The sequence below is a fragment of the Mesorhizobium kowhaii genome (genome assembly GCF_003253745.1).
Lineage (GTDB): Bacteria > Pseudomonadota > Alphaproteobacteria > Rhizobiales > Rhizobiaceae > Mesorhizobium > Mesorhizobium kowhaii.
Window position 1 is genome coordinate 738467 of sequence record NZ_MZXV01000032.1, and the last position, 25100, is coordinate 763566.

Genomic DNA, 25100 nt, shown 5'->3' on the forward strand with positions numbered 1-25100 from the left:
CAGGTCAGGCTTTTTTCACGATCAGCGCGCGAACAGCTTCGACCATGTCGCCGACATTCTTCAGATTGCTCCAGGCATCGACCGTGTTCATCTCGATCTCGATGCCATATTCTTCCTCGAGATCGAAGATGATCTCCGTCAGCTCGAGCGAATGGATACCAAGCGAGGTCAATTCAGTGTTGGCGGTGATTTCTTCGCCGCCCGGCTCGGCATGAGCCTTGATCTTCGCGATGATATCCGTTGCCAGCTGGTCGGCCATTCGGTTTCTTCCCCACTATGTCGCGTTTCCCGACGCCAATTGAGCAGCGCCCCTTTTTCTCCTGGTATCAAGCCGCCGTCTTCGCTCTATACCCCCGCCAAGCGCTGCATGACCGTACCAAGGTGGTTCCCTCTATAGAAACCGAAAGGTTGTCAAGCAACAAGCTATATCGAGCCATATATCGACAAAGCCGCCGGAGTGCTTAACGTGCCCGCATGGATACGATCGAAGATGGCGGGATTTCGACGCAGCGCGCTGCGGGCGTGGCGCGGCTTTCCTGCGCTCTCAGTGACGGTCGCACGCGCCTGCGGCGCCTCTATCAGGACGGTGCCGCAAAGATAAGGATGCCGGCGGTCCCGTCCGATCCGCTCGAAGCGGTGCTGATCAACACCGCCGGCGGGATGACCGGCGGCGACCGTCTCGCCTGGCACGTGGATGTCGGCGCGGCGGCCTCGGCGTCGATCACGACCCAGGCTTGCGAGAAAATCTATCGGGCAGCATCCGACCGTGCCGAGGTGCGGGTCAAATTGTCGGTCGGTGAAAATGGCCGCATCGCCTGGTTGCCGCAGGAAACCATCGTCTTCGACCGGGCAGCGTTTGCCCGCACGCTCGACGTCGAGCTTGCCGTCGGGGCCGAGGCGCTGGTGCTGGAGGCTGCCGTCTTCGGCCGCCTGGCCATGGGCGAACGCGCCACGCAGGGCAATTTCCATGACCGCTGGCGTGTCCGCCAGGATGGCAACCTCATTCATGCCGAGGATTTCCGCATCGGACCCGATATCGCGGCCACGCTCGACCGTCCGGCGATTGCCGGTGGCGCGATCGCCATGGCGACGCTGCTGCTGGTGTCGCCGCGGGCCGAGGCCCTGCTCGATCCGGTTCTGGGGATCGTCGGCGACCAGGGCAGCGCCAGTGCCTGGAGCGTGAAGAAATCTGGCAAGCTTCTTGCGAGGCTCTACGCTGGGGACGGCTATCGGCTCCGCCAACGGCTGGTTCCGCTCGTCGAATTGCTCAACGGAAGGGCGGGGCTGCCTAAATTATGGTCACTGTAGGTCTGTCTATGCCAGTCCAGGGAAGCGCATGAACCTGACGCCGAGGGAAAAGGACAAGCTGCTGATTGCCATGGCGGCGATCGTGGCGCGCAAGCGGCTCGAACGCGGCGTCAAGCTCAATCATCCAGAAGCGATTGCGCTGATCACCGATTTCGTCGTCGAGGGCGCCCGCGATGGCCGCCCGGTCGCCGAACTGATGGAGGCCGGCGCCCATGTCGTCACCCGCTCGCAGGTGATGGAAGGCATCGCCGAGATGATCCATGACGTGCAGGTCGAAGCGACATTCCCCGACGGCACCAAGCTGGTGACCGTGCACGAACCTGTCCGGTGAGGTGAGGAGAGCAAAATGCTTGAGCTGCGCCCCAATTGCGAATGCTGCGACAAGGACCTGCCGCCGGAGGCGGCGGACGCGCTGATCTGCACCTTCGAGTGCACCTTTTGCGCCGACTGCGTGGAACACGTGTTGGGCGGCACCTGCCCCAATTGCGGCGGCAATTTTTCGGCGCGGCCGATCCGGCCGGCGGCGATGCTGAAGAAATATCCCGCTTCGACCAGGCGCGTTCTCAAAGCCGAAGGGTGTGGCCCCCGCAAGGCCGCGTGAACACTGCGACACACGAAAGGCACATAGAATGATGTCCGCCAAACGCCTATGCCTGTCTGCGATCCTGCTGCTGGCCGCCGCCATGCCGGCCTATGCCCATGTCGGCATCGGCACGACCTCCTCCTTCATGGCCGGCATCATGCATCCGCTCTCCGGCCTCGATCATATGACGGTGATGATCGCGGTCGGCCTGTGGGCGGCGCTCAAGGGCGGCAAGGCAATCTGGGCCTGGCCGGCGGCTTTTGTCGGCGTGATGCTGGTTGGCGGCGCGCTCGGCATGCTGCATATGCCGCTGCCCTTCGTCGAACCCGGCATCCTGGCGTCCGTCGTGGCGCTCGGGCTGCTCGTGGCGCTTGCCGTCGATCTGCCGGTCTCCGCCGGCGTCGCCATCATCGGCCTGTTCGCGCTGTTCCACGGCCACGCCCATGGCACCGAGGTGCCGGAAAATGCCGGCGGGCTCGAATACATGGCGGGCTTTGCCATGGCGACGGCGCTGCTGCATGCCACCGGCATCGCTGCCCGGTTCGGGCTTGGCGCCAGGTTCCGTGGTGTTGCCCGCGCCGCCGGTGCGGCCTGCGCGGCGGTCGGTGTCGGCCTCGTCTTCGGCGTGTTGTGAGGCACGATGATCCCGGGCGAAATCATCACCAAGGACGGCGACATCGAGCTCAACAAGGGCCTGCCGACCGTCATCCTGAAAGTGGCCAACAGCGGCGACCGGCCGATCCAGGTCGGCAGCCACTACCATTTCTTCGAGACCAATGAGGGGCTGAGATTCGACCGCGAGCGTGCGCGCGGCATGCGCCTCGACATCGCCGCCGGCACGGCCATGCGCTTCGAGCCTGGCCAGGAGCGCGACGTGACGCTGGTGCCGCTCGGCGGCAAGCGCGAGGTCTACGGATTTCAGCAGAAGGTGATGGGCAAGCTGTGAGATCGATGGCGTCGAGCGCTCTCGGCCCTTTGATGCAGCCGGCGGGCCGGACGCCGGCCCGCCGCACCGCGTCGTCAGCTCGCCTTCTTGGTGATCAGGGTCAGCGAGCCATTGGGCTCCATGCTGGCGGCGATGACCTGCGCCGAGCTGAGCCCCTTGGCTTCGAGCGCCGACTTGACCTTGGGCGTGGCGTCGATCGAGCTGCGCAGTTTCTGCAGGCCGTCATCGCCGCGCTGGGCGATCACCTGGTTGACCTGCGTCTGGGTGTCCTTCGGCAGCTCCGTGATGTCGACGATTTTGACGCTCTGGATCGTCGGCACGGCCGGCTGAGCCTGGGGCGAGGCTGGAGCAGGCGTGGTCGGAGCGGGCTGCTGCTGGGCACTGGCGGCGCCCGCCAGCATCAGCGTGGCGGCGGCGGTAATCAATATTGTTTTGCGCATGGATTTTCCTTCCATCGATTTGGCAAACGGACATTTTGGGGTGACCCCCTAACCTCAACCGCCAAATCGGATCAGAAGGTGTCGCCCAGCGGGTCATTGCGTGACCATTGGATGGCGACAATGTGCAGCCGGGCTTCAATCCAACGGCATTTTGGCAAACCGCATTTTGGCAAGCCGCATTTCGGGAGCAATCGCTGATGGCCAGAATTACCCGCGCCGCCTATGCGCAGATGTATGGCCCGACGGTGGGCGACAAGGTCCGGCTTGCCGACACCGAATTGTTCATCGAGGTCGAGAAGGATTTCACCATCCACGGCGAGGAGGTGAAATTCGGCGGCGGCAAGGTGATCCGCGACGGCATGGGCCAGAGCCAGGTGTCACGTGCGCAAGGCGCGGTCGACACCGTCATCACCAACGCGCTGGTGGTCGATGCCAGCGCCGGCATCTTCAAGGCCGATATCGGCCTGCGCGACGGCCGCATCGCGGCAATAGGCAAGGCCGGCAATCCGGACATGCAGGATGGCGTCACCATCATCATTGGCCCCGGCACCGAGATCATTGCCGGCGAGGGCAAGATCCTGACGGCAGGCGGCTTCGACGCGCATATCCACTTCATCTGCCCGCAGCAGATCGAGGAAGCGCTGATGAGCGGCATCACCACCATGCTCGGCGGCGGCACCGGCCCGGCGCATGGCACACTGGCCACCACCTGCACGCCGGGGCCATGGCACATGGCCCGCATGATCCAATCCTTCGACGCCTTTCCGATGAACATTGGCCTGTCGGGCAAGGGCAATGCGTCGCTGCCTGCAGCACTCGAAGAAATGGTGCTGGGCGGAGCCTGCTCGCTCAAACTGCACGAGGACTGGGGCACGACGCCGGCGGCGATCGACTGCTGCCTGTCGGTCGCCGACGATTACGACGTGCAGGTGATGATCCACACCGACACGCTGAACGAATCCGGCTTTGTCGAGAACACGGTGGCGGCGATCAAGGGGCGGACCATTCATGCCTTCCACACCGAAGGCGCCGGCGGCGGCCATGCGCCCGATATCATCAAGGTCTGCGGGCTGCCCAACGTCATCCCGTCGTCGACCAATCCGACCCGGCCCTACACGGTCAACACGCTGGCCGAGCATCTCGACATGCTGATGGTCTGCCATCATCTGTCGCCGTCGATCCCCGAGGACATCGCCTTTGCCGAAAGCCGCATCCGCAAGGAGACCATCGCAGCAGAAGACATTTTGCACGACATCGGCGCCTTCTCGATCATCTCGTCGGACAGCCAGGCCATGGGCCGCGTCGGCGAGGTGGCGATCCGTACCTGGCAAACCGCCGACAAGATGAAGCGCCAGCGCGGTTCGCTGCCGCAGGAGACCGGCAACAACGACAATTTCCGCGTCCGCCGCTACATCGCCAAATACACCATCAACCCGGCCATCGCGCATGGCCTGTCGAAGGACATCGGCTCGATCGCGGTCGGCAAGCGTGCCGACCTCGTGCTGTGGAACCCGGCCTTCTTCGGCGTCAAGCCGGACATGGTGCTGATTGGCGGCATGATTGCCGCAGCCCCGATGGGCGACCCCAACGCCTCGATCCCGACACCGCAGCCGATGCACTACCGGCCGATGTTCGGCGCCTATGGCAAGGCCAGGACCAACTCGTCGGTGACTTTCGTCTCCAAAGCGGCGCTCGAGTCGGGCCTGCATGGCAGGCTTGGTGTCGACAAGCAGTTCGTCGCCGTCGAAAATACCCGCGGCGGCATCGGCAAGCATTCGATGGTGCTCAACGACGCCACGCCGCATATCGAGGTCGATCCCGAAACCTACGAGGTCCGCGCCGACGGCGAGCTGCTGACCTGCGAGCCGGCGACGGTGCTGCCGATGGCGCAGAGGTATTTTCTGTTTTGATGCGAAATTGGCTATCGGGCCGACCGGTGCAAAATCCGTTGCGGCTCGTGTCGTGACGCCGCAATATGCGGCTCAACGGAACCGCGTGACTAGCCATGGCCACCGAAATCGCCTCTCCCCACGACATCTTTCCACACATCCGCATCGTCATGGGCATGGTGATCGGACTTGGCGTCACCCGCCTGCTGTCGGGGCTGGCGCGCATCGTCCAGCATCCGGGCCAATATCGGCTCTATCCGGTACATCTGGCCTGGGTCGGTTCGGTGCTTTTGATGCTGGTGCATTTCTGGTGGTGGGAATTCGGCCTCTACGCCATCGAGACCTGGACCTTCGGCAAGTACCTGTTCATCATCTTCTACGCGATCACGCTGTTCCTGCTCTGCGCGCTGCTGTTTCCGGATTCGATGCTGGACTACACCAGCTACGAGGATTTCTTCTATTCGCGCCGGGCCTGGTTCTTCGGCCTGCTGGCGGCGACCTATCTGCTCGACGTGGTCGATACGCTGCTGAAGGGCCCGGAGCATTTTGCCCGCTTCGGCAACGAGTATCTGTTCCGCACGCCGGTCTTCGTCGCGCTGTGCATCGCCGCGATCCTGGTGCGCGACCGCCGCTTCCACATCGCCTTTGTCGCGGCCGCACTCGTCTATCAGATATCGTTCATCCTGCGGCTCTTCGACACGATCGTTTGAGCGCCATTGGGATGGTGTCAGGGATCATCTAAGCTGCTCGGGAAAGGCAGGTTTGCGCATGTACAAGGCCGTCGGATCGCGTGGATCCCGGGTCAGCCGCGTTCTCTGGATGCTCGAGGAACTCGGGCAGCCCTATGAATTCGTCGAGGTCAAGCTGCGCTCGCCGGAAGCCTATGCGCTCAACCCCTCCGGCAAGGTGCCGATCCTGATCGACGGCGAGCTGACGGTGACGGATTCGGCGGCGATCTGCGTCTATCTCGCCGACAAGCACGCGGACAAGGGCATGGGCGCAAACCCGGGCCTTTCCGGCCGCGCCGAGATGGATTCCTGGATGCATTTTGCCCAATCGGAATTCGAAGCACCATTGTGGAACAAGCTGCGCCATCGCTTCCTGCTGCCGAAGGAGGTGCGGGTCGATGTCGGCCCCGCGGCGGCTCATGACTTTGCCTCGGAGCTCAAGGCGCTGGACCGGCGACTGGGCGACAAGCCCTTTGCATTGGGCGACCGGTTTTCGGCTGTCGACGTCCTGCTCAGCGATATGGGCGGCTGGGCCCGCGCCGGGCGGTTTCCAATCGAGTCCGAGCGCGTCAACGCCTATTTCGATCGCGTTCTGGCGCGGCCCGCTCGTGCAAGGGCGCAGGCTAATGGGGGATCCCTGAGATGAAACTCGACATCCGCACCGACTTCACCAAATTCCCGCGTGCCGTCTCGGTGCTGAGCGCCGGCAATGCCGGAACCACCGCGCCGTCCGGTCGTGCCGTTCTTGCCCATGACGAGCGGCATCTGCGCCGCCGAGCCATCGAACTTGCCGACGGCAGCAAGGTGCTGGTCGATTTGCCCGAGCCCGTTGCCCTGAACGATGGCGACCGGCTGGTGCTGGAGGATGGCGGCCATATCGAGATCATCGCGGCGCCGGAAGATGTCCACGATATCCGCGCTCGCGACGCCGTGCATCTGGCCGAACTCGCCTGGCATATCGGCAACCGGCATCTGGCGGCAAGCATCGAGGCCGGGCGCATCCTCATCCTGCGCGATCATGTCATCAAGGCGATGCTGGAGGGGCTGGGCGCCACGGTGACCGATGTCTCCGAGCCGTTCAAGCCGGTGCGCGGCGCCTATTCCGCCCATAGTGGGCACAGCCATGATCACGGCCATGCGCATGCCGAGGCGCATGCACACAGCCATGGTGAAGCGCACAGCCATGGCGAGTCGCATTCCCATTCGCACAGTCACGCTGGCCACCACCACGATCATGACTGACCAGCCTTCGAACATCGCGCTCTTACGGCTGATGGCGTGGCTGTCGCCGGCCTTTCCGGTCGGCGGCTTTTCCTACAGCCATGGCATCGAGCGTGCGGTGCATGACGGGCTGATTGCCGATGCGAAAAACCTCGCCGACTGGCTGGAAACGCTGGTCGAGATGGGCTCGGGCTGGAACGATGCGGTGCTGTTTGCCGAGAGCTGGCGCCGCGCACGCAACGGCGGCGATCTCGACGACATAGTTGCACTTGCCGAAGCGCTGGCCGGCTCTCGCGAACGCCACACCGAAACCATGCTGCAAGGTGCGGCCTTCCTGAAAGCGGCGGCGGCCTGGCCCAATCCTGTGCTGGAGCGCCTGCCCGCCGAATGCGCCTATTGCGTCGCCGTCGGCGCCGTTGCCGGCGGCAACGGCATCGCGCTTCAGGACGCGCTGTCCGCCTTCCTGCAGGCCTTCTTCTCCAACTTCGTCCAGGCAGCGATCCGGCTCGGCGTCGTTGGCCAGAGCGGAGCGACTGCGCTGCTTGCCGGCTTCGAGCCGCTGGCGTTGTCGACCGCCGACCGCGCCGTGCGCTCGACATTGGACGATCTCGGCGGCTGCGCCCTTGTCTCCGACGTCATGGCGATGAAGCATGAAACCCAGTATTCACGATTGTTCCGTTCATGATTTTTCTCGCCTTCGCGCTATCCTTTGTCCTGCTGCTGATCACCGCGCTGCATGTCTATTGGGGCATCGGCGGCATCTGGCCGGGCAAGGATGCGGCCTCCTGCGCCCGCGCCGTCGTCGGCTTTCGCGGCGTCGATGAAATGCCGACGCCGTTCGCCAGTTTCGCGGTTGCGGCGTGCCTCTGTCTGGCGACGCTGTGGCCGCTGGCGCTTGAAGGCGTCTTTGCCTCGCCCTTTCCCAGGCAAGGCCTTGCCGCCACCTCGCTGCTCATCGGGCTGGTGTTCCTGGGGCGCGGCATCGCCGGCTTCACGCCATGGTGGCGACGGCTGGCGCCGGAACAGCCTTTCGCGCGGCTCGACCTCAGCTATTACTCGCCGCTGTGCCTATTGATCGGGCTCGGCTTTGCCATCCTCGCCATCACGGAGTTTCCCGCATGACACAGAAAAATGGCCCGCTGCGCGTCGGCATTGGCGGTCCGGTCGGGTCGGGCAAGACGACGCTGACCGAAAAGCTGTGCAAGGCACTGCGCGACGAATTCTCGATCGCCGTCGTGACCAACGACATCTACACCAAGGAAGACGCCATGATGCTGGCGAGGCTGCAGGCGCTGCCGGAGGATCGCATCATGGGTGTCGAGACCGGTGGCTGCCCGCATACCGCGATCCGCGAGGATGCCTCGATCAATCTGCAGGCGATCGCCGAGATGAACAAGAAATTCCCCGATCTCGACATCGTCTTCATCGAATCCGGTGGCGACAACCTCGCCGCCACCTTCTCGCCTGATCTCGCCGACCTGACGCTCTATGTCATCTCGGTGTGCCAGGGCGAAGAGATCCCGCGCAAGGGCGGGCCGGCGATCACCCGCTCCGATTTCCTGGTCATCAACAAGAGCGATCTGGCGCCTTATGTGAACGTCAATCTCGATGTCATGGAGAGCGACGCCGGCCGCATGCGCGGCAAGCGGCCGTTCGGCTTCACCGACCTGTCGCGCGGCAAGGGACTGCAGGAGGTGATCGACTTCATCGTCGAGCATGGCGGCCTGCGGGCCGGCGCCACCACCAGCACGGCCGCGTAGGCAAGAACATCGGCGTCCGGCAGGTCTCTGCACCAAGCGAAAGCGGTTGCGAGCCTCGGCTGGTCGCGGCATTCTCGCCTCTTTCACGGAGTGTCTTCGATGAGCATCGCCCGCCTGCAAAAGGAAACGCTGACCAACCTGCCCTTCTACGAAGAGCGCGTCGATCTCGCTTGTGCCTTTCGCTGGACGGCGCGGCTCAACATGCACGAGGCGGTGGCCAATCATTTTTCGCTGGCGGTCAACGACGACGGCACGCAGTTCCTGATGAACCCCAACCAGGTGCATTTCTCGCGCATCAAGGCGAGCGACCTGCTGATGATCGACGCCAACGATCCGGACACGCTCTCCGGGCCGAACGCGCCCGACCCGACGGCGTGGGGGCTGCACGGCGCCATCCATCGCAATGTCCGCCACGCTCGCTGCGTCATGCATGTCCATTCGATCCATGCCACGGTGCTGGCCTCGCTCGCCGATTCGACCTTGCCGCCGATCGACCAGAATTCGGCGATGTTCTTCAACCGCCATGTCGTCGACGCCCATTATGGCGGGCTGGCCTTCGAGGAGGAGGGCGAACGCTGCTCGCAGCTTCTCGTCGATCCCAAGGTCAAGGTGATGGTGATGGGCAATCACGGCGTGCTGATCATTGGCGATACGGTCGCCGATGCGTTCAACCGCATGTTCTATTTCGAGCGTGCCGCCGAGACCTACATCAAGGCGCTGTGGACCGGACGCCCGCTGCGCACGCTGTCCGACGCGATCGCCGAGAAGGCGGCAAGCGAGATGGACGACTATCCCGGCCAGGCCGAACGCCATCTGAGCGAATTGAAGGCGATCCTCGACGAGCAGGAACCGGTCTACCGGAACTGAGCCTCTGAAGGCTAAAGCCCGAGTTGGGCGCGCAATTCCTCGGCACTGTTGATGACGATAGCGCCGGGCGGGCCAGCCATCGGCACTTCCGGCCAGAAGATCGTTTTCATGCCCGCCGCCAGCCCCGCCATGGCGCCCGGCCAGCTGTCGTCGATGGCCACGGCTTGCGCGGGAGCGACGCCAGCGAGATACGCGGCGCGCAGGAACGGTTCGGCGTGCGGCTTGCCTTCGCGCACGTCGTTGCGGCTGATCGTCTTCATGCCGGGATAAGTGAGGCCGACCATGCGCAGATTGGCGTCGACGATCATCCGGTCCGAATTCGACACCACGGCCTGCGCCACGCCCTTTGCCCGCAGCTCGTTGAAGATCTCGATCGCGCCGGGACGTGGCTGCAAGCGCTCGACCAGCGGCAGATAGTGCTCGTATTTGCGGATGATCCAATCGTCGAACGGCAGGTCCAGGCCGAACTCGTCGCGCATCATCTCATAGACCGGCCAGGCGGCGACGCCGAGCACCCGCTCATGCAGGTTGGCCGGCGGGACAAGGCCGACATTGCGCATCGCCGCCACCAGGGCCGCCTCGTGCAGCGGTTCGCTGTCGACCAGCGTGCCGTCCATATCCCAGAAAACCGCTTTCGGCGTCATGCAAGGCTCCTTTTTGCGATCCCTTAAAGGGTTTACGCGGCGAGATAAACCTTCGGGATCGCAGAACGTGCCGCCTGTTGGAACTGAAACCGCTCGTCTTTCTCCGGCGTAACCCTCAACTTTTCGCGCCATGTGCGCCGAGGGTTGCAAGCAATTGCCCTCGAGATTGACAATTGCGCAGCAGGCCGTTCCCTGCAAGAGTAGAAGCGGACCGCACTCATGACCGGCGGTTTCGGGAGGCAGAACGTGAATACCCGGCAGGATGGCGGCAGCAACAGGCTGGACGACGCGGCGCGCGCCGGCTGGCTTTATTACGTTGCCGGCAACACGCAGGACCAGATCGCCACCACGCTCGGCATTTCGCGGCAGACGGCGCAGCGGCTGGTGTCGCTGGCGGTGTCGGAAGGCTTGATCAAGGTCCGTGTCGACCATCCGATCGCCAACTGCCTCGATCTGGCGGCTCGGTTGAGATCGCGTTTCGCGCTCGATCTGGTCGAAGTGGTGCCGAGCGACCCCAATTCATCCTCCACCACCATCGGCATTGCCGAAGCGGCCGCCGCCGAGATCGAGCGACGGCTGCGCTCGCCTACCCCGATCGTCATGGCGATCGGCACCGGCCGCACGCTGAAAGCAGCGATCGAACAGCTGCCGCCAATGGAATGCCCGCAGCACAAGGTGGTGTCCTTGACCGGCAACATCTCGCCGGACGGCTCGGCCGCCTTCTACAACGTCATCTTCACCATGGCCGACAGGGTCAAGGCGCGATCCTTCCCGATGCCGCTGCCGGTCATCGCCTCTTCGCCGGAGGAGCGCGAGATGCTGCTCAACCAGCCGATGATCCAGCCGACGCTGGCGCTGGCCGCCGAGGCCGATGTCACCTTCATCGGCATTGGCGATCTCGGTCCGAAGGCGCCGCTCTATGAGGATGGCTTCATTTCGGAGAGCGAATTGAAGGCGCTGCAGAAGGCCGGCGGCATCGCCGAAATCGTCGGCTGGGTGTTCGATCGCGAAGGCCGCATGATCGAAGGCATCACCAACGACCGGGTGTCGTCGGCATCGCTGCCGTCGCGCGAAAAATCGCTGGTGATCGCACTGGCGATGGGCGAACGAAAACTGCCGGGCATCCTGGCGGCGGCCAACCGGCGGCTGATCAACGGCCTCATCACCGATGAGCGAACGGCGGCTGCCCTGCTCGCCAGCATCTGATCCTGCTTGCCGGAGGTAGCGCCGTCGCGACTGATTTGGATAAAGTCAGCCGGGCTATTTGCCCCGCCCGAAAGGGTCGTTGCCATCGAGGAAGCCGAGGTCGCGCTGCAGATGCGGCGACAGGTCCCTGATGTCGAGATGCGCCTTCTTTTTTATCGCGAACCAGCCAAATCCATCCGTGAGCCACGAAATCCAGCGATGGTCTGGAGTGGGAGTGCATTTTTGCTGCGCCATGGTCATGATCGTCAACCTTCGCTATCCTGAACCCCAATGACGGGTTGACACTGAATGTCGGTCTTGCCGGCCGCCTTCGCCAATCGAACATCTGTTATAGCCCATAAGGAGGCCTTATGCCTGACCTCAGCTCGCGACAGGTCTCCCAACTCCCGCCGCTGCAAGCGATCAGGGTGTTCGACGCGGTGGCGCGGCATCTTTCCTTCACCAAGGCCGCCGGCGAACTCGGCATGACGCAGGCGGCGGTCAGCTATCAGATCAAGGTGCTGGAGGAGCGCGTCGGCTCACCACTGTTCCTGCGCCGGCCGCGACAGATCGTGCTGACCGAGGCCGGACAGCGCCTGGCGCCAGCCGTCGGCGAGGCCTTTGCCATTCTCGGCCAGGCTTACGCCGCGGCGCGCGCCGGCGCCGACGGGTTGCTGTGTGTCACCACGGTGCTGACCTTTGCCTCGAACTGGCTGGCGCACCGGCTAGGCTCGTTCCAGATCGCTCATCCCGCACTTGCCGTGCGGCTGGAGACGTCGAGCCGCATGACCGACTTCGCCCGTGAGGATGTCGATATCGCCATCCGCTCGGGCGGCGGCACGTGGCCGGGCCTGGAAGTGCACAAGCTGCTGGATGCCGATTTCACGCCGATGCTGAGCCCGAAACTCGCGGCGAGCATCGGCGGCATCAACGAACCGATGGATCTTCTGCGGCTGCCGATCCTCGATCCCGGTGACATCTGGTGGACGGAGTGGTTTTCGGCCGCCGGCGTGCACTCGCACGATCTTGCCAGACGACCCGGCAGCAGCATGGGCGCGCAGGCCTATGAGGCCAATGCGGCAATCGCCGGCCATGGCGTGGCGATCCTGACCCGGGCACTGTTCAAGGCGGAGCTCGCCGACGGCCGCCTGATCCAGCCTTTCGACCTGGTTGGCGACGATGGCCACGCTTATTGGCTGGTCTATCCGGAGGCGCGCCGCAACGTGCCGAAGATCCGCGCCTTCCGCGACTGGCTGCTGGCCGAAATCGCCTGCTGACGGGCAAGCCCCTCCGTCAACCCGATCCTGCCGACCTTTCCGTCCTGCGCCTGAATATCGGCGACCGGCGAAGTTCTATTGGCAATTTCCACGCGCGCATTGTCCGTCGGCATCACCGAGTGCTGCGCTGCAGCATCGAATCCGGCTTGACATAATTAACGCCAGGTGAGTAATTGCTCATAGCCAAGGCAAATGCTCATCTTGGTTTATGGGAGGAATTTGATGAAACTTCGCACGCTCATCCTGGGCTTGTGCTCGACCAGCGCAATCGCGTTCGCCGCACATGCCGAATCCATCACCATCGCCACCGTCAACAATGCCGATATGGTCCGCATGCAGACGCTGACGGAAGACTTCACCAAGGCGAACCCCGACATCACGCTCAACTGGGTCACGCTCGAAGAGAACGTGCTGCGCGAGCGCGTCACCACCGACATCGCCACCAAGGGCGGCCAGTATGACGTGATGACCATCGGCACCTATGAAGTTCCGATCTGGGCCAAGCAGAGCTGGCTTCTGCCGCTCGACAAGCTCGGCGACGACTACGACGCCAAGGACATCCTGCCGGCCATTGCCGGTGGTCTTTCGGTCGACGGCAAGCTCTATGCCGCGCCCTTCTACGGCGAGAGCTCCTTCGTCATGTACCGCAAGGACCTGATGGACAAGGCCGGGTTGAAGATGCCCGACGCGCCGACCTGGGACTTCATCAAGCAGGCCGCCGACAAGATGACCGACCGCGCCAATGGCGTGAACGGCGTCTGCCTGCGCGGCAAGGCGGGCTGGGGCGAGAACATGGCTTTCCTGACCGCCATGTCGAACTCCTTCGGCGCCCGCTGGTTCGATGAGAACTGGAAGCCGCAGTTCGACCAGCCCGAATGGAAAAACACGCTGCAGTTCTATGTCGACCTGATGAAAGCCGACGGCCCGGAGGGCGCGTCCTCCAACGGGTTCAACGAAAACCTGGCGCTGTTCCAGCAGGGCAAGTGCGGCATGTGGATCGACGCCACGGTCGCCGCATCCATGGTCTCCGACCCAAAGAGCTCGAAGGTCGCCGACAAGGTTGACTATGCGCTGGCGCCTGACAACGGTCTCGGCAAGCGCGGCAACTGGCTGTGGGCATGGTCGCTGGCCATTCCGGCCGGCACGCAGAAGGCAGATGCCGCCGAGAAGTTCGTCTCCTGGGCAACCAGCAAGCATTACTCCGAGCTCGTCGCTAACAAGCTGGGCTGGGCCAGCGCTCCTCCCGGCACGCGCACCTCGCTCTACGCCAATGCCGACTACCAGAAGGCGGCTCCGTTCGCCAAGATGACGCTGGACTCGATCAATGCCGCCGACCCGACGCATCCGACCGTCAAGCCGGTGCCCTATGTCGGCGTGCAGTTCGTCGCCATCCCTGAATTCCAGGGACTCGGCACCACTGTCGGCCAGCTCTTCTCGGCGGCTCTTGCCGGCCAGTCGAGCGTCGACGATGCCTTGAAGCAGGCCCAGGACGCTGCCACCGCGGCAATGACCGAAGGCGGGTATATCAAGTAGGCTCCTCCCGGTGCCGAATGCCGGTCGCCTCCTTGACCGGCAACGGCCGCCCGAGTCCCAGTTCGGGCGGCCGCCTTTAAAGGCTCTTGAAAATTCAGTCTGACCATTGAAGGGTGACCGTCATGGCTACTCAGCAGACCCGTTCGCTTGCCCGTTTCATGATGGCGCCATCCGTCGTCCTGCTGCTGGTCTGGATGGTTGTTCCACTGGCGCTCACGCTGTGGTTCTCCTTCCAGCAGTACAACCCGCTCAATCCGATCCGTGACGGGTTCGTCGGCTTCTCGAACTACGCGCTGTTCTATTCCAACCCGGCCTTCCTGCAATCGATCCTCAACACGCTTACGCTGGTGATCAGCGTGCTGTTGATCACGGTGATCGGCGGCATCCTGCTGGCGCTGCTGATCGACCAGCCGATGTGGGGACAAGGCATTGTCCGCATCCTCGTCATCTCGCCGTTCTTCGTCATGCCGCCGGTGGCCGCATTGGTCTGGAAGAACATGATTATGCACCCGCAATACGGGGTCTTTGCCGACATCGCGCGCTTCTTCGGCGCCCAGCCGATCGACTGGTTCGGGCAGCATCCGATGACGGCGATCATCATCATCGTCGCCTGGCAGTGGCTGCCCTTCGCGACGCTGATCCTCTTGACCGCGCTGCAGTCGCTCGACGGCGAGCAGAAAGAGGCCGCCGAGATGGACGGCGCCGGCTTCATCAGCCGCTTCATCTATCTGACGCTGCCGCACATGTCGCGCGCCATCACCGTCGTCATCCTGATCCAGACGATCTTCCTTTTGTCGGTCTATGCCGAGATCCTCGTCACCACCAATGGTGGCCCTGGATACGCCTCCACCAACCTGCCCTTCCTGGTTTACCAGAAGGCCTTGCTGGAGTTCAAAATCGGCCAGGCATCCGCCGGCGGCATCATCGCTGTCATTCTCGCCAACATCGTTGCCTTCTTCGCCATGCGCGCCGTCGGCAAGAACCTGGACAAGTAAGGGAGGATACGATGGCACGCTCAGTCACCACCCAGCACAAGACAATCGCGACCGTTGCCGCCTGGATCGTCGCGCTGCTGATCTTCTTCCCGATCCTCTACACGATCATCACCTCGTTCAAGTCGGAGCAGGAAGCCATCCAGGGCTTCAACCTGATCCCGTCGGGGACGTTTGAGAGTTACACCGAGGTTCAGGCGCAGAGCGGCTACTTCAAGTTCTTCCTGAACTCGGTGTTCCTGTCGGTGGGCTCGACCATCCTGGCCTTGCTGGTCGCCATACCGGCCGCATGGTCGATGGCTTTCTCGCCGGGCAAGCGGACCAAGGACATCCTGATGTGGATGCTCTCCACCAAGATGATGCCGGCGGTCGCCGTGCTGTTCCCGATCTACCTGATCTTCCGCAACCTCGGACTGCTCGACAGCCGCATCGGCCTGATGGTCATGCTGATGCTGATCAACCTGCCGATCGTGGTGTGGATGCTCTACACCTACTTCCGCGAAATCCCGGGCGAGATCCTCGAAGCGGCGCGCATGGACGGCGCTTCGCTGTGGAACGAGATCGTCTATGTGCTGACGCCGATGGCGGTGCCGGGCATCGCCTCGACCATGCTCTTGAACATCATCCTGGCCTGGAACGAAGCGTTCTGGACAATCCGGCTGACCACCACGGACGCAGCACCCTTGACCGCCTTCATCAGTTCCTTCTCCAGCCCGCAAGGCCTGTTCTGGGCCAAGCTTTCGGCCGCCTCGACACTGGCCATCGCGCCGATCCTGATCATGGGCTGGTTCAGCCAGAAGCAGCTGGTGCGCGGCCTGACATTTGGTGCGGTCAAATAATGGTCGGTGCGGCGACGTAACAGAAATTGCCTGAAGCAATCGGCAGACATAACCCCTCGGGGAGGAAACTATGGGAAACATCACGCTCAAGAACGTCTCCAAATCCTTTGGATCGACGTCCATCATCCCCGGCCTCGACCTGGTGATCGAAAATGGCGAGTTCGTCGTCTTCGTCGGCCCGTCGGGTTGCGGCAAGTCAACGCTGCTGCGCCTGATCGCCGGGCTGGAGGACACCAGCGGCGGCACCATCAACATCGACGGCCGCGACGTCACCGGTGAAGCGCCGGCCAAGCGCAAGCTGGCCATGGTGTTCCAGTCCTACGCGCTCTACCCGCATATGACGGTGGCCAAGAACATCGCCTTCCCGCTGAAGATGGCGGGCGAGGACCAGGCGACCATCGACAAGAAGGTCAAGGACGCGGCGCGCGTCTTGAACCTCACCAACTATCTCGAACGCCGCCCCGGCCAGCTCTCCGGCGGCCAGCGCCAGCGTGTCGCCATCGGCCGTGCCATCGTGCGCCAGCCCTCGGCCTTCCTGTTCGACGAACCGCTGTCCAACCTCGACGCCGCCCTGCGCGGCACCATGCGGCTCGAGATCAGCGAGCTGCATCATCAGCTCAAGACGACGATGATCTACGTCACCCACGACCAGGTCGAAGCCATGACCATGGCCGACAAGATCGTCGTGCTGAACGCCGGCAACATCGAGCAGGTCGGCTCGCCGATGGAACTCTACAAGACGCCGAAGAACCTGTTCGTCGCCGGCTTCATCGGCTCGCCGAAGATGAACCTGATCGAAGGGGCGCCGGCTGCCAAATACAGCGCCAAGACCGTCGGCATCCGTCCCGAGCATATGGAGATTTCGACCACTGCGGGCGAATGGAAAGCCATCGTCGGCGTTGCCGAGCATCTCGGCTCCGACACCTTCCTGCATGTCCAGGCCGATGGCGTCGGCCCGCTGACGGTGCGCGCCGACGGCGAACTCGCCGTCCGTCACGGCGACACCATCTATCTGACGCCCGACAAGGCCAAGCTGCATCGCTTCGGCGCCGACGGGAAGGCTATGTGAGCATGCGCCTGGCCGGCAAATCCGCGCTGATCACGGGTTCGGCCCGCGGCATCGGCAGAGCCTTCGCCGAAGCCTATGCGGGCGAAGGCGCCACCGTTGCCATTGCCGACATCAATCTCGAGGCTGCGCAGAAGACGGCCGCCGAGATCGGCGGTGAGGCCTATGCGGTCAAGCTCGACGTCACCGACCTCGCCTCCATCGAGGCGGCGGTGAAAGCCGTCGAGACGAAGACCGGTGGCCTCGACATCCTGATCAACAACGCCGCCCTGTTCGATCTGGCGCCGATCGTCGAGATCACCAAGGCAAGCTACGACAAACTGTTTTCCGTCAATGTCGCCGGCACGCTGTTCATGCTGCAGGCCGCCGCTCGCTCGATGATCGCGCGGGGCAAGGGCGGCAGGATCATCAACATGGCGAGCCAGGCCGGGCGGCGCGGCGAGGCGCTGGTCGGCGTCTATTGCGCCACCAAGGCCGCCGTCATCTCGCTGACCCAGTCGGCCGGGCTCGACCTGATCAAGCACGGCATCAACGTCAACGCGATTGCCCCTGGTGTCGTCGACGGCGAACACTGGGATCACGTCGATTCGCTGTTTGCCAAGTATGAAAACCGGCCGAAGGGCGAGAAGAAGAAACTGGTTGGCGAGGCGGTGCCGTATGGCCGCATGGGCACGGCGCAGGATCTCACCGGCATGGCGGTCTTTCTCGCCAGCAGCGACGCCGAATACATCGTCGCCCAGACCTATAATGTCGATGGCGGCCAGTGGATGAGTTGAGGCGGGGACGGCCTCTGCTCCTCATCCCTCCGCGAGGAGCAGAGGCCGACATCAAAGGGCGCATCGATCTCGGAAGGGTATGTGCCACCCCTAACTAACCCTCTCCCCGTGAAAGACCGGGAGAGAGGGGAGTAACGAAGGCCGAAGCCCGGCCAAAGGGTAAAACAGATGACCGTGAAACTCTCGTCTTCAAACCTTGCCAAGCTGCCCGCCAAGGTCGCCGGTCCGAAATATGACCGCGCGGCGCTCAAGCCCGGCATCGTGCATTTTGGCGTCGGCAATTTCCACCGCTCGCACCAGGCCGTCTATCTCGACGACCTGTTCAATTCGGGCATCGGCCATGACTGGGCGCTGGTCGGCGCCGGGGTGTTCGAGGGCGAGAAGATCGGCCGCGGCAAACTGCAAGAGCAGGACTGGCTGACCACTGTGGTCGAACAGGACAGCGGCCATATGAGCGCCCGCGTCACCGGCGCCATGATCGACTTCCTGATGCCGGGCGATGCGGCCGGCATCATCGAACGGCTCGCCGACCCGGCGATCAAGATCGTTTCGCTGACCATCACCGAAGGCGGCTATTTCATCGATCCGGCCTCCGGCGTCTTCAACCCGACCCATCCCGATATCGTCGCCGACGCGCAGCCGAGCGCGACGCCGAAGACGGTGTTCGGCATCATCCTCGCCGGGTTGGTCCGCCGGCGCGATGACGGCATCGTGCCGTTCACCGTCATGTCCTGCGACAACATTCCTCACAACGGCCATGTCACCTCCGACGGCGTCATCGGCCTTGCCCGGCTGATCGACGAGGATCTGGCAAACTGGGTCAGCGAGCATGTCGCCTTTCCAAATGGCATGGTCGATCGCATCACGCCGGCCACCACGGACCGCGAACGCGGCATTCTGGCCAGCGAGTTCGGGCTGGAGGACAACTGGCCGGTGTTCTGCGAGCCGTTCCGGCAATGGGTGCTGGAAGACCATTTCACCGACGGTCGCCCGCCGCTGGAAAAGGTCGGCGTGCAGTTCGTCAAAGACGTCGCGCCCTACGAATTGATGAAGATCCGCATCCTCAATGGCGGCCATGCGACGATCGCCTATCCGGCCGGTCTGATGGACATCCATTTCGTCCATGAGGCGATGCACGAGCCGCTGGTGCGCGGCTTTCTCGACAAGCTCGAGCACGACGAAATCATTCCGACCGTGCCGCCAGTGCCGGACACGGTTCTGGAGGATTACTACCAGCTCATCGAGAGCCGCTTCTCCAATCCCAAGATCGGCGACACGGTGCGCCGGCTTTGCCTCGATGGTTCCAACCGCCAGCCCAAATTCATCATCCCGACCATCGCCGACAGGCTGAAGGCCGGAAAAGGCGTCGCCGGCCTGGCGCTGGAATCGGCCCTGTGGTGCCGCTACTGCTTCGGCACGACGGACAGCGGCGCCGTCATCGAGCCCAACGACCCGAGTTGGGACCGGCTGCAGGCGACGGCAAAGGCGGCAAAGGACGCGCCCGCCGCCTGGCTCGCCATGGAGGACATCTATGGCGATGTCGGCCGCGCCACGGCGTTTGTCGAGGCCTTCGCCCATGCGCTCAACGTGCTGTGGGCGAATGGCACGCGCGCGACGCTGACGCGCTACCTCGCCGGCGAGCTCTGAGACCATTCGACGCCATGACGCCTGAACTGGTCATCTTCGACTGCGATGGCGTGCTGGTCGACAGCGAGGCGCTCTCCGTCTCGGCGCTGCTTGGCATGATCCGGCTTGCCGGCGGCAGCATTGGCGAGGATGCCGCCTACGAGCATTTCCTCGGCAAGAGCATGAAAAGCGTGCGCGAGATCCTCGGCCGCGACTTCGGACTTTATGTCACCGACAGCCATCTGACCGACATGCGCGTCGAGCTGATGCGCAGGTTTCGCGAAGAGCTGAAGCCGATCCCTGGCGTCAAGGAGATGCTGCCGAGGCTTGGGCTGCCGTTCTGTGTCGCGTCCTCGGGCACCCTCGATCGCATCCGCTATGCGCTCGACGTCACCGGATTGCTTGGACTGATGGAGCCGCATCTGTTCAGCGCCGGGATGGTGACCAGGGGAAAGCCCGCACCGGATCTATTCCTCCATGCCGCCGCCAGCATGCGAGCCCATCCGCACAAATGCCTCGTCGTCGAGGACAGTCCGGCCGGCATCACTGCTGCGCGGGCGGCGGGCATGCGCGTCTTTGCCTTCACCGGCGGCTCGCATGCCGGCAACCCGACCTTGAAAGCGCTGCTTGCGTCGAGTGAACCGGACTTTATATTCGCTGACATGCTGCAATTGCCCGATCTGATTGCAGGCCTGGGAGCGAGAGTAAGAGCATCTTGACGAAACAGTTCGTTTGCGCGGTCGATGTCGGCACCGGGAGCGCTCGTGCGGGCATTCTCGACACCACGGGCACCTTGCTCGGCCGCGCCGAGCGGCCGATCGCCATGAATCAGCCGAAGCCCGATCACGCCGAGCATGATTCGCGCGATATCTGGTCGGCTGTCTGCACCGCCGTGCGTGCGGCGCGGGAAAAAGCCGGCGTCGCCGCCGAGGATGTCGTCGGCATCTCCTTCGACGCCACCTGTTCGCTGGTCGTGCGCGACCGGCAAGGCGGCCAGCTCAGCGTCTCGGTCACCGGCGACAGGCGCTGGGACACCATCGTCTGGCTCGACCACCGCGCCATTGCCGAGGCCGACGAATGCACGGCAAGTAGCCATGCCGTGCTCGACTATGTCGGCGGCGTCATGTCACCGGAAATGGCGACGCCAAAGCTTATGTGGCTGAAGCGGAACCTTCCTGAAACGTGGAATGAAGCCGGCTATTTATTCGACCTGACCGATTTCCTGGCCTGGCAGGCGACCGGATCGCTGGCTCGTTCGCAATGCACGCTGACCGCCAAATGGACCTATCTGGCGCATGAAGAGACTGGCTGGCGCCGCGATTTCTTCGAGATCGTCGGCCTCGACGATCTTTTCGCGCATGGAAACCTGCCCGAGAGGGCCAGTCCGGTCGGCACCGATATCGGTCCGCTGACGGCGCAAGCGGCGGCGGACCTCGGCCTGACTGAAAAGTGCCGGGTCGGCGCCGGCGTCATCGATGCCTATGCCGGCGCGCTTGGTGTGCTCGGCGGCTTTGCCGGCGACCAACAGGACATTGGCCGGCATTTGGCGCTGATCGCCGGCACGTCGAGCTGCGTCATGGCGATGTCGCCCGATCCACAGCCCTTCGCCGGGGTCTGGGGCCCCTACTATGGCGCGGCACTGCCAAAGCTGTGGCTCTCGGAAGGTGGTCAGTCCGCCACCGGCGCCTTGCTCGACCATGTTATCCGCTGGCACGGCGCCGGCGGCGAGCCGGATGCCGCCATGCATGCCAAGATCGCCAGGCGTGTCGCCGAACTGCGCGCCGCCGAAGGCGAGGCGCTCGCAGCAAGGCTGCATGTGCTGCCCGACTTCCACGGCAACCGTTCGCCGCTCGCCGATCCGCACGCCGTCGGCGTGGTCAGCGGGCTGACGCTGGACTCCTCCTTCGACAGCCTGTGCAAGCTTTACTGGCGTACCGCCGTCGGCATCGCGCTCGGCGTGCGGCATGTGCTGGAGGCGCTGAACGAGAATGGCTACCTGATCGACACGCTGCATGTCACCGGAGGCCACACCAAGAACCCGCTCTTGATGGAGCTCTATGCCGACGCCACCGGCTGCACGGTGATCGAGCCGCTGGCCGACGAGGCGGTGCTGCTCGGCACCGGCATGGTCGCGGCAACCGCGGCCGGGCTTTTCCCCGACCTTAACGCCGCCTGTCTTGCCATGCAACAGGGCGGCAGGACGCGCGCGTCAAACCCGAAATCGGCCGGCCGTTTCGACCGCGATTACAAGGTTTTCCTCGAGATGCACCGGCAGCGGCAGATGCTGGACGCGATCAGGTAGGACGCTGAGGTCTATCCGCTGGCTCAATCTGTTCCGGCCCCTCCTCCCTTGCCTTCATGTCGCGTTTCGTCCAAAAGCTGGCGCAAACGCCGCGAAACCGAAGGTTTTGCCGTTTGAAATGCGGCTTCCGGCTCGATCCCGACGTGCCGCACTTGGAAAGAGCGGAACAATGTCTGCGATCGAAGCCGGCGCTCGCGCGCCGGAAAATCTTTGGCGTCAGGAAATCAGGGCGACACTGGCGCTCGCCTGGCCGATGGTGCTGACCAATCTCGGCCAGACCGCGATGACGACCACCGACGTCATGATGATGGGTCGTCTGGGGTCGGATACGCTGGCCAGCGGCGCGCTTGGCGCCAACCTCTATTTCATGCCGCTGATCTTCGGGCTCGGCCTGATGCTGGCAACCTCGCCGATGATGGCCACCGAGCTTGGCCGCCGCCGCCATTCGGTGCGCGACCTGCGCCGCACCGTGCGCCAGGGCCTGTGGCTGGCGATCTTGATCTCAATCCCGATCTGGCTGGTGCTTTGGCATGGCGAGGCCATCCTGCTGGCGATGGGCCAGGAACCCGCGCTTGCACATCAGGCCGGGATCTATCTGCGCTGGCTCGAATGGGCGGTGCTGCCGTTCTATGGCTATATCGTGCTGCGCTCGTTCATCTCGGCGCTGGAGCGGCCGGGCTGGGCGCTGGTCATCGTCTTCGTCGCCGTCGCCTGCAACGTCTTCTTCAACTGGGTGTTCATGTTCGGCAATCTCGGCGTGCCGGCGATGGGCATTGCCGGCTCGGGCCTTGCCACCTCGCTGTCCAGCACGCTGATGTTCGGCGGCATGGCGGTTGTGGTGATGCTGGAGAAGAAGTTCCGGCGCTACCATCTGTTCGGGCGCTTCTGGCGCGCCGACTGGCCGCGCTTCAAGGGCCTGCTGCGGCTCGGCTTGCCGATTGCCGGCATCCTCGCCTTCGAGGTGACCATCTTCAACGCCGCGGCGCTGCTGATGGGCCTGATCGATGCGGATTCATTAGCCGCGCATGCAATCGCCATCCAGATCGCCTCGATCAGCTTCATGGTGCCGCTCGGCCTCAACCAGGCGGTGACGGTCCGCGTCGGCCTGGCGCACGGCGCCGGCAATCCGGAAGGCGTTTCCCGCGCCGGCTGGACCGCCTTTGTCATCGGCGTTTCGTTCATGGCGCTGATGGGGCTGGTGATGATCCTGTGGCCGCATCTCCTGATCAGCGCCTTCATCGATCTCGCCAACCCGGCCAATGCCAGGGTGATCGCGCTTGCCGTGTCGTTCCTGGTCTTCGCAGCCCTGTTTCAGATCTTCGACGGCGCGCAGGCGGTGGCCGCCGGCATGTTGCGCGGCCTGCACGACACCAAGGTGCCTATGATCTACGCCGCGATCGGCTATTGGGGCGTCGGCCTGCCGCTCGGCGTGCTGCTCGCCTTCCATTTCGGCTTCCATGGCGTCGGCATCTGGATCGGCCTGTCGTCGGGGCTGGCCGTGGTGGCGGCGCTGCTGCTGGCGCGCTGGCTGCGCCGGGATCGCCTGGCGCCGCCGCTCGCCTTCGGCCATTGAAAGCAAGACGACCGCTGGTTCGGCGGCCGTTATGTCCCAACATTGTGGCTCAAAAAACGGCGCCTTCAGAACTGCCGCGAACGTCCGCTAAGCGTCCCATTAGTCCCAAACACGGGTTCGCTCCCATTCCCCCCTTGTTCGATCCCCAAGACCATGACGGTCTGTTTACGTCGCTCATGGCCACCCCTCCACTTGATTTGCCAAGGGGATGGTTTCTCACTCTGCCGCCACTGGCTTGGCAATTTCGGATCTGTGCACTGACAGCGACAGCAAGATGATTGCTCCAAGTACGATCGCAGCCCCGAGCGCCCCGACCGACGACAGCCGCTCATCTAGAAACATGGCCGCGCCAATCGCTCCGAACACGCTCTCTGCGCTGACGATCACGGCGGCGTGGCTGGCGGACGTGAACCGTTGGGCGATCGTCTGTATGCCGAAGGCGCCCGCGGTCGAGAAGATGCCGAGCACCGCGAGTTCTGGAGCCGCGTCGCTGATCGCTGCCATCGATAGATTGCCGTGAAGGGCGCCAAGCGGCAGGGTGATGACGGCAGCGCCGAGGAATTGAGCGGCGGCGGCAGTGACTGGAGCGCCGTGGGTCTGCATATGGCGCCCGAGTTCGACCATCCAAAGCGCGTAGCATGCGGCCGATAGTATCGCTGCGAGATCGCCCTGACTGAAGCTGGCGGTCAATCCGCCGGACAAAAGCAGCACGCCGACCGACGTCACGCACGCCGCAAGTCCGACGGCCGCGGTCGGTCGTTCGCCGATCAGGAGCCACGCCGCAAGAGGGGTCATCACCGTTGCCGTGCTCACCAGGAAACTCGCATTGGTGACCGAAGTGCCGAGATAGGAGACCTGCTGGATGGCAATGGAAATTGAAAACAGCGCGCTGACTTTGATAAGACTCATCCAGTAGCCCGGCTCAAGCTTCCTCCCCCGTTCGAGCATCATCAGCGGCGCGGCCAAGAGTCCCGCGATCAGGCAGCGCATGCCTACGGCGCTGAACGGATCGAGATGATCCAGCACAGTCTTCTGCGCGACGTTGCCGAACCCCCAAAAGGCGGCGGCAAGCAGCAGCAGACAGTTGGCCTGCACCTTCGACATATCGATGTCCTGGCAAAGCTTGCGCCGCAAAGGGGCGGATCGGTGATCTAGCTAACCGCCGGCCTGCTTGTTCAACTGGTTGCAATATGGGCGAGCGCCGACGGGGACGATCTCATAACCGGCTTCGATCAATTGGAGGCTCATCTCCTCGAAATGCCGATTTGAGCCGCTGACGATCGATTGAGGCGTGTAGTTCCAGCCGTTGCGGGCAGCATTGGCCAGGATGTCGGCATACACACGCATGCTGGCGATTTTCACGTTTGACTCCAGCAACTGTCGGCACCCGCTTGCGAACGAAGGCGACGGTGGGGCAGAAAAACCCAAGACCGTGCATGCCAGCACTATGGATACAGAACGCATGGAACCCCCCTTTGGCTGATGCTTGTTTCCGTCGGGGAAGCTTGCACCGTGTGAGCCTGCGGCGGCATCGGGCAGATGCGG

Annotated in this window: 30 protein-coding genes; 24 read left to right on the forward strand and 6 right to left on the reverse strand. The window is 63.6% G+C overall.

Translation table 11 applies throughout. The features are described 5' to 3' along the window. Positions 1 to 4 precede the first annotated feature (4 nt). A complete protein-coding gene (locus tag B5V02_RS16340; RefSeq protein ID WP_111545142.1) occupies positions 5 to 259 on the reverse strand; it encodes an acyl carrier protein in 255 nt (84 codons plus the stop codon). 215 nt (positions 260 to 474) lie between these two features. On the opposite strand from B5V02_RS16340, the gene B5V02_RS16345 reads away from it, so the two are divergent. From B5V02_RS16345 to B5V02_RS16365, 5 genes are read left to right on the forward strand one after another with little or no spacing between them, the layout of a single operon-like run. Next, entirely contained in the window at positions 475 to 1308 is an 834-nt protein-coding gene (locus B5V02_RS16345; RefSeq protein ID WP_111545143.1) for an urease accessory protein UreD, read from the forward strand. A 28-nt stretch (positions 1309 to 1336) separates the two neighbouring features. Beyond that, positions 1337 to 1639, forward strand: coding sequence for an urease subunit gamma (locus tag B5V02_RS16350; protein ID WP_111545144.1), 303 nt, complete (start codon positions 1337 to 1339; stop codon positions 1637 to 1639). A 15-nt stretch (positions 1640 to 1654) separates the two neighbouring features. Further along, positions 1655 to 1909 carry a DUF1272 domain-containing protein gene (locus B5V02_RS16355; protein WP_111545145.1) on the forward strand — a complete coding sequence of 85 codons (255 nt, stop codon included), beginning with the start codon at positions 1655 to 1657 and terminating at the stop codon, positions 1907 to 1909. A 28-nt stretch (positions 1910 to 1937) separates the two neighbouring features. Further along, positions 1938 to 2525, forward strand: a complete 588-nt coding sequence (locus B5V02_RS16360) for a HupE/UreJ family protein (RefSeq protein ID WP_111545146.1) — start codon at positions 1938 to 1940, stop codon at positions 2523 to 2525. Between the two features lie 6 nt (positions 2526 to 2531). Continuing rightward, a complete protein-coding gene (locus tag B5V02_RS16365) occupies positions 2532 to 2837 on the forward strand; it encodes an urease subunit beta (protein ID WP_111545147.1) in 306 nt (101 codons plus the stop codon). A 74-nt stretch (positions 2838 to 2911) separates the two neighbouring features. Here the strand turns inward: B5V02_RS16365 and B5V02_RS16370 are convergent, their stop codons facing one another. Beyond that, the gene (locus B5V02_RS16370) at positions 2912 to 3277 is read right to left on the reverse strand and encodes a hypothetical protein (protein ID WP_111545442.1); all 366 of its coding nucleotides are present in this window, start codon (positions 3275 to 3277) and stop codon (positions 2912 to 2914) included. A 197-nt stretch (positions 3278 to 3474) separates the two neighbouring features. Between B5V02_RS16370 and ureC the strand changes: the two genes are divergently transcribed. The 8 genes from ureC to B5V02_RS16410 all read left to right on the forward strand — a co-directional run bounded on the left by ureC (position 3475) and on the right by B5V02_RS16410 (position 9742). Next, complete coding sequence (gene ureC / locus B5V02_RS16375; RefSeq protein WP_111545443.1) at positions 3475 to 5187, forward strand: urease subunit alpha; 1713 nt, start codon at positions 3475 to 3477, stop codon at positions 5185 to 5187. 95 nt (positions 5188 to 5282) lie between these two features. After that, positions 5283 to 5876 carry a hypothetical protein gene (locus B5V02_RS16380; RefSeq protein ID WP_111545148.1) on the forward strand — a complete coding sequence of 198 codons (594 nt, stop codon included), beginning with the start codon at positions 5283 to 5285 and terminating at the stop codon, positions 5874 to 5876. A 58-nt stretch (positions 5877 to 5934) separates the two neighbouring features. Further along, positions 5935 to 6540, forward strand: coding sequence for a glutathione S-transferase family protein (locus tag B5V02_RS16385; RefSeq protein ID WP_111545149.1), 606 nt, complete (start codon positions 5935 to 5937; stop codon positions 6538 to 6540). Next, positions 6537 to 7136: an urease accessory protein UreE gene (gene ureE / locus B5V02_RS16390; protein ID WP_111545150.1), complete on the forward strand. Its 600-nt coding sequence runs from the start codon at positions 6537 to 6539 to the stop codon at positions 7134 to 7136. The genes B5V02_RS16385 and ureE overlap by 4 nt, the downstream gene beginning before the upstream one ends. Beyond that, positions 7129 to 7800 carry an urease accessory protein UreF gene (locus B5V02_RS16395; protein ID WP_167458534.1) on the forward strand — a complete coding sequence of 224 codons (672 nt, stop codon included), beginning with the start codon at positions 7129 to 7131 and terminating at the stop codon, positions 7798 to 7800. The genes ureE and B5V02_RS16395 overlap by 8 nt, the downstream gene beginning before the upstream one ends. Next, the gene (locus tag B5V02_RS16400) at positions 7797 to 8237 is read left to right on the forward strand and encodes a DUF3995 domain-containing protein (RefSeq protein ID WP_111545152.1); all 441 of its coding nucleotides are present in this window, start codon (positions 7797 to 7799) and stop codon (positions 8235 to 8237) included. The genes B5V02_RS16395 and B5V02_RS16400 overlap by 4 nt, the downstream gene beginning before the upstream one ends. Beyond that, a complete protein-coding gene (gene ureG, locus B5V02_RS16405) occupies positions 8234 to 8875 on the forward strand; it encodes an urease accessory protein UreG (RefSeq protein ID WP_111545153.1) in 642 nt (213 codons plus the stop codon). The genes B5V02_RS16400 and ureG overlap by 4 nt, the downstream gene beginning before the upstream one ends. A 99-nt stretch (positions 8876 to 8974) precedes the next feature. After that, entirely contained in the window at positions 8975 to 9742 is a 768-nt protein-coding gene (locus tag B5V02_RS16410; protein ID WP_111545154.1) for a class II aldolase and adducin N-terminal domain-containing protein, read from the forward strand. An 11-nt stretch (positions 9743 to 9753) separates the two neighbouring features. Here B5V02_RS16410 and B5V02_RS16415 read toward each other — a convergent pair whose 3' ends face one another. Then, the gene (locus B5V02_RS16415; protein ID WP_111545155.1) at positions 9754 to 10386 is read right to left on the reverse strand and encodes an HAD family hydrolase; all 633 of its coding nucleotides are present in this window, start codon (positions 10384 to 10386) and stop codon (positions 9754 to 9756) included. Positions 10387 to 10632: 246 nt separating this feature from the next. Between B5V02_RS16415 and B5V02_RS16420 the strand changes: the two genes are divergently transcribed. Then, positions 10633 to 11592: a sugar-binding transcriptional regulator gene (locus B5V02_RS16420; protein ID WP_111545444.1), complete on the forward strand. Its 960-nt coding sequence runs from the start codon at positions 10633 to 10635 to the stop codon at positions 11590 to 11592. A 54-nt stretch (positions 11593 to 11646) separates the two neighbouring features. Here B5V02_RS16420 and B5V02_RS16425 read toward each other — a convergent pair whose 3' ends face one another. Continuing rightward, entirely contained in the window at positions 11647 to 11832 is a 186-nt protein-coding gene (locus B5V02_RS16425) for a hypothetical protein (RefSeq protein WP_111545445.1), read from the reverse strand. A 110-nt stretch (positions 11833 to 11942) separates the two neighbouring features. Here B5V02_RS16425 and gcvA point away from each other — a divergent pair, with 110 nt between their 5' ends. The 10 genes from gcvA (at position 11943) to B5V02_RS16475 (ending at position 23555) form a co-directional block, all read left to right on the forward strand. Next, on the forward strand, positions 11943 to 12848 hold the full coding sequence (gcvA, locus tag B5V02_RS16430) for a transcriptional regulator GcvA (RefSeq protein WP_111545156.1): 906 nt from the start codon (positions 11943 to 11945) through the stop codon (positions 12846 to 12848). A 222-nt stretch (positions 12849 to 13070) separates the two neighbouring features. Continuing rightward, positions 13071 to 14381 carry an ABC transporter substrate-binding protein gene (locus B5V02_RS16435; protein WP_111545446.1) on the forward strand — a complete coding sequence of 437 codons (1311 nt, stop codon included), beginning with the start codon at positions 13071 to 13073 and terminating at the stop codon, positions 14379 to 14381. A gap of 122 nt (positions 14382 to 14503) precedes the next feature. Beyond that, a complete protein-coding gene (locus B5V02_RS16440) occupies positions 14504 to 15376 on the forward strand; it encodes a carbohydrate ABC transporter permease (RefSeq protein WP_111545157.1) in 873 nt (290 codons plus the stop codon). Positions 15377 to 15387: 11 nt separating this feature from the next. Next, positions 15388 to 16212, forward strand: coding sequence for a carbohydrate ABC transporter permease (locus tag B5V02_RS16445; RefSeq protein WP_111545158.1), 825 nt, complete (start codon positions 15388 to 15390; stop codon positions 16210 to 16212). A 70-nt stretch (positions 16213 to 16282) separates the two neighbouring features. Beyond that, positions 16283 to 17281, forward strand: coding sequence for an ABC transporter ATP-binding protein (locus tag B5V02_RS16450; RefSeq protein ID WP_111545159.1), 999 nt, complete (start codon positions 16283 to 16285; stop codon positions 17279 to 17281). Between the two features lie 2 nt (positions 17282 to 17283). Further along, positions 17284 to 18054: an L-iditol 2-dehydrogenase gene (locus B5V02_RS16455; RefSeq protein ID WP_111545160.1), complete on the forward strand. Its 771-nt coding sequence runs from the start codon at positions 17284 to 17286 to the stop codon at positions 18052 to 18054. Between the two features lie 168 nt (positions 18055 to 18222). Further along, positions 18223 to 19701 carry a mannitol dehydrogenase family protein gene (locus B5V02_RS16460; protein ID WP_111545161.1) on the forward strand — a complete coding sequence of 493 codons (1479 nt, stop codon included), beginning with the start codon at positions 18223 to 18225 and terminating at the stop codon, positions 19699 to 19701. Between the two features lie 14 nt (positions 19702 to 19715). Beyond that, positions 19716 to 20399, forward strand: coding sequence for an HAD family hydrolase (locus B5V02_RS16465; RefSeq protein WP_111545162.1), 684 nt, complete (start codon positions 19716 to 19718; stop codon positions 20397 to 20399). After that, the gene (locus B5V02_RS16470; RefSeq protein ID WP_111545163.1) at positions 20396 to 21982 is read left to right on the forward strand and encodes an FGGY-family carbohydrate kinase; all 1587 of its coding nucleotides are present in this window, start codon (positions 20396 to 20398) and stop codon (positions 21980 to 21982) included. The genes B5V02_RS16465 and B5V02_RS16470 overlap by 4 nt, the downstream gene beginning before the upstream one ends. Positions 21983 to 22151: 169 nt before the next feature. Then, a complete protein-coding gene (locus tag B5V02_RS16475; RefSeq protein ID WP_111545164.1) occupies positions 22152 to 23555 on the forward strand; it encodes an MATE family efflux transporter in 1404 nt (467 codons plus the stop codon). 216 nt (positions 23556 to 23771) lie between these two features. Here the strand turns inward: B5V02_RS16475 and B5V02_RS16480 are convergent, their stop codons facing one another. After that, complete coding sequence (locus B5V02_RS16480; protein WP_111545447.1) at positions 23772 to 24659, reverse strand: DMT family transporter; 888 nt, start codon at positions 24657 to 24659, stop codon at positions 23772 to 23774. Between the two features lie 51 nt (positions 24660 to 24710). Next, positions 24711 to 24917 carry a hypothetical protein gene (locus tag B5V02_RS16485; protein ID WP_146606077.1) on the reverse strand — a complete coding sequence of 69 codons (207 nt, stop codon included), beginning with the start codon at positions 24915 to 24917 and terminating at the stop codon, positions 24711 to 24713. Positions 24918 to 25100: the final 183 nt, after the last annotated feature.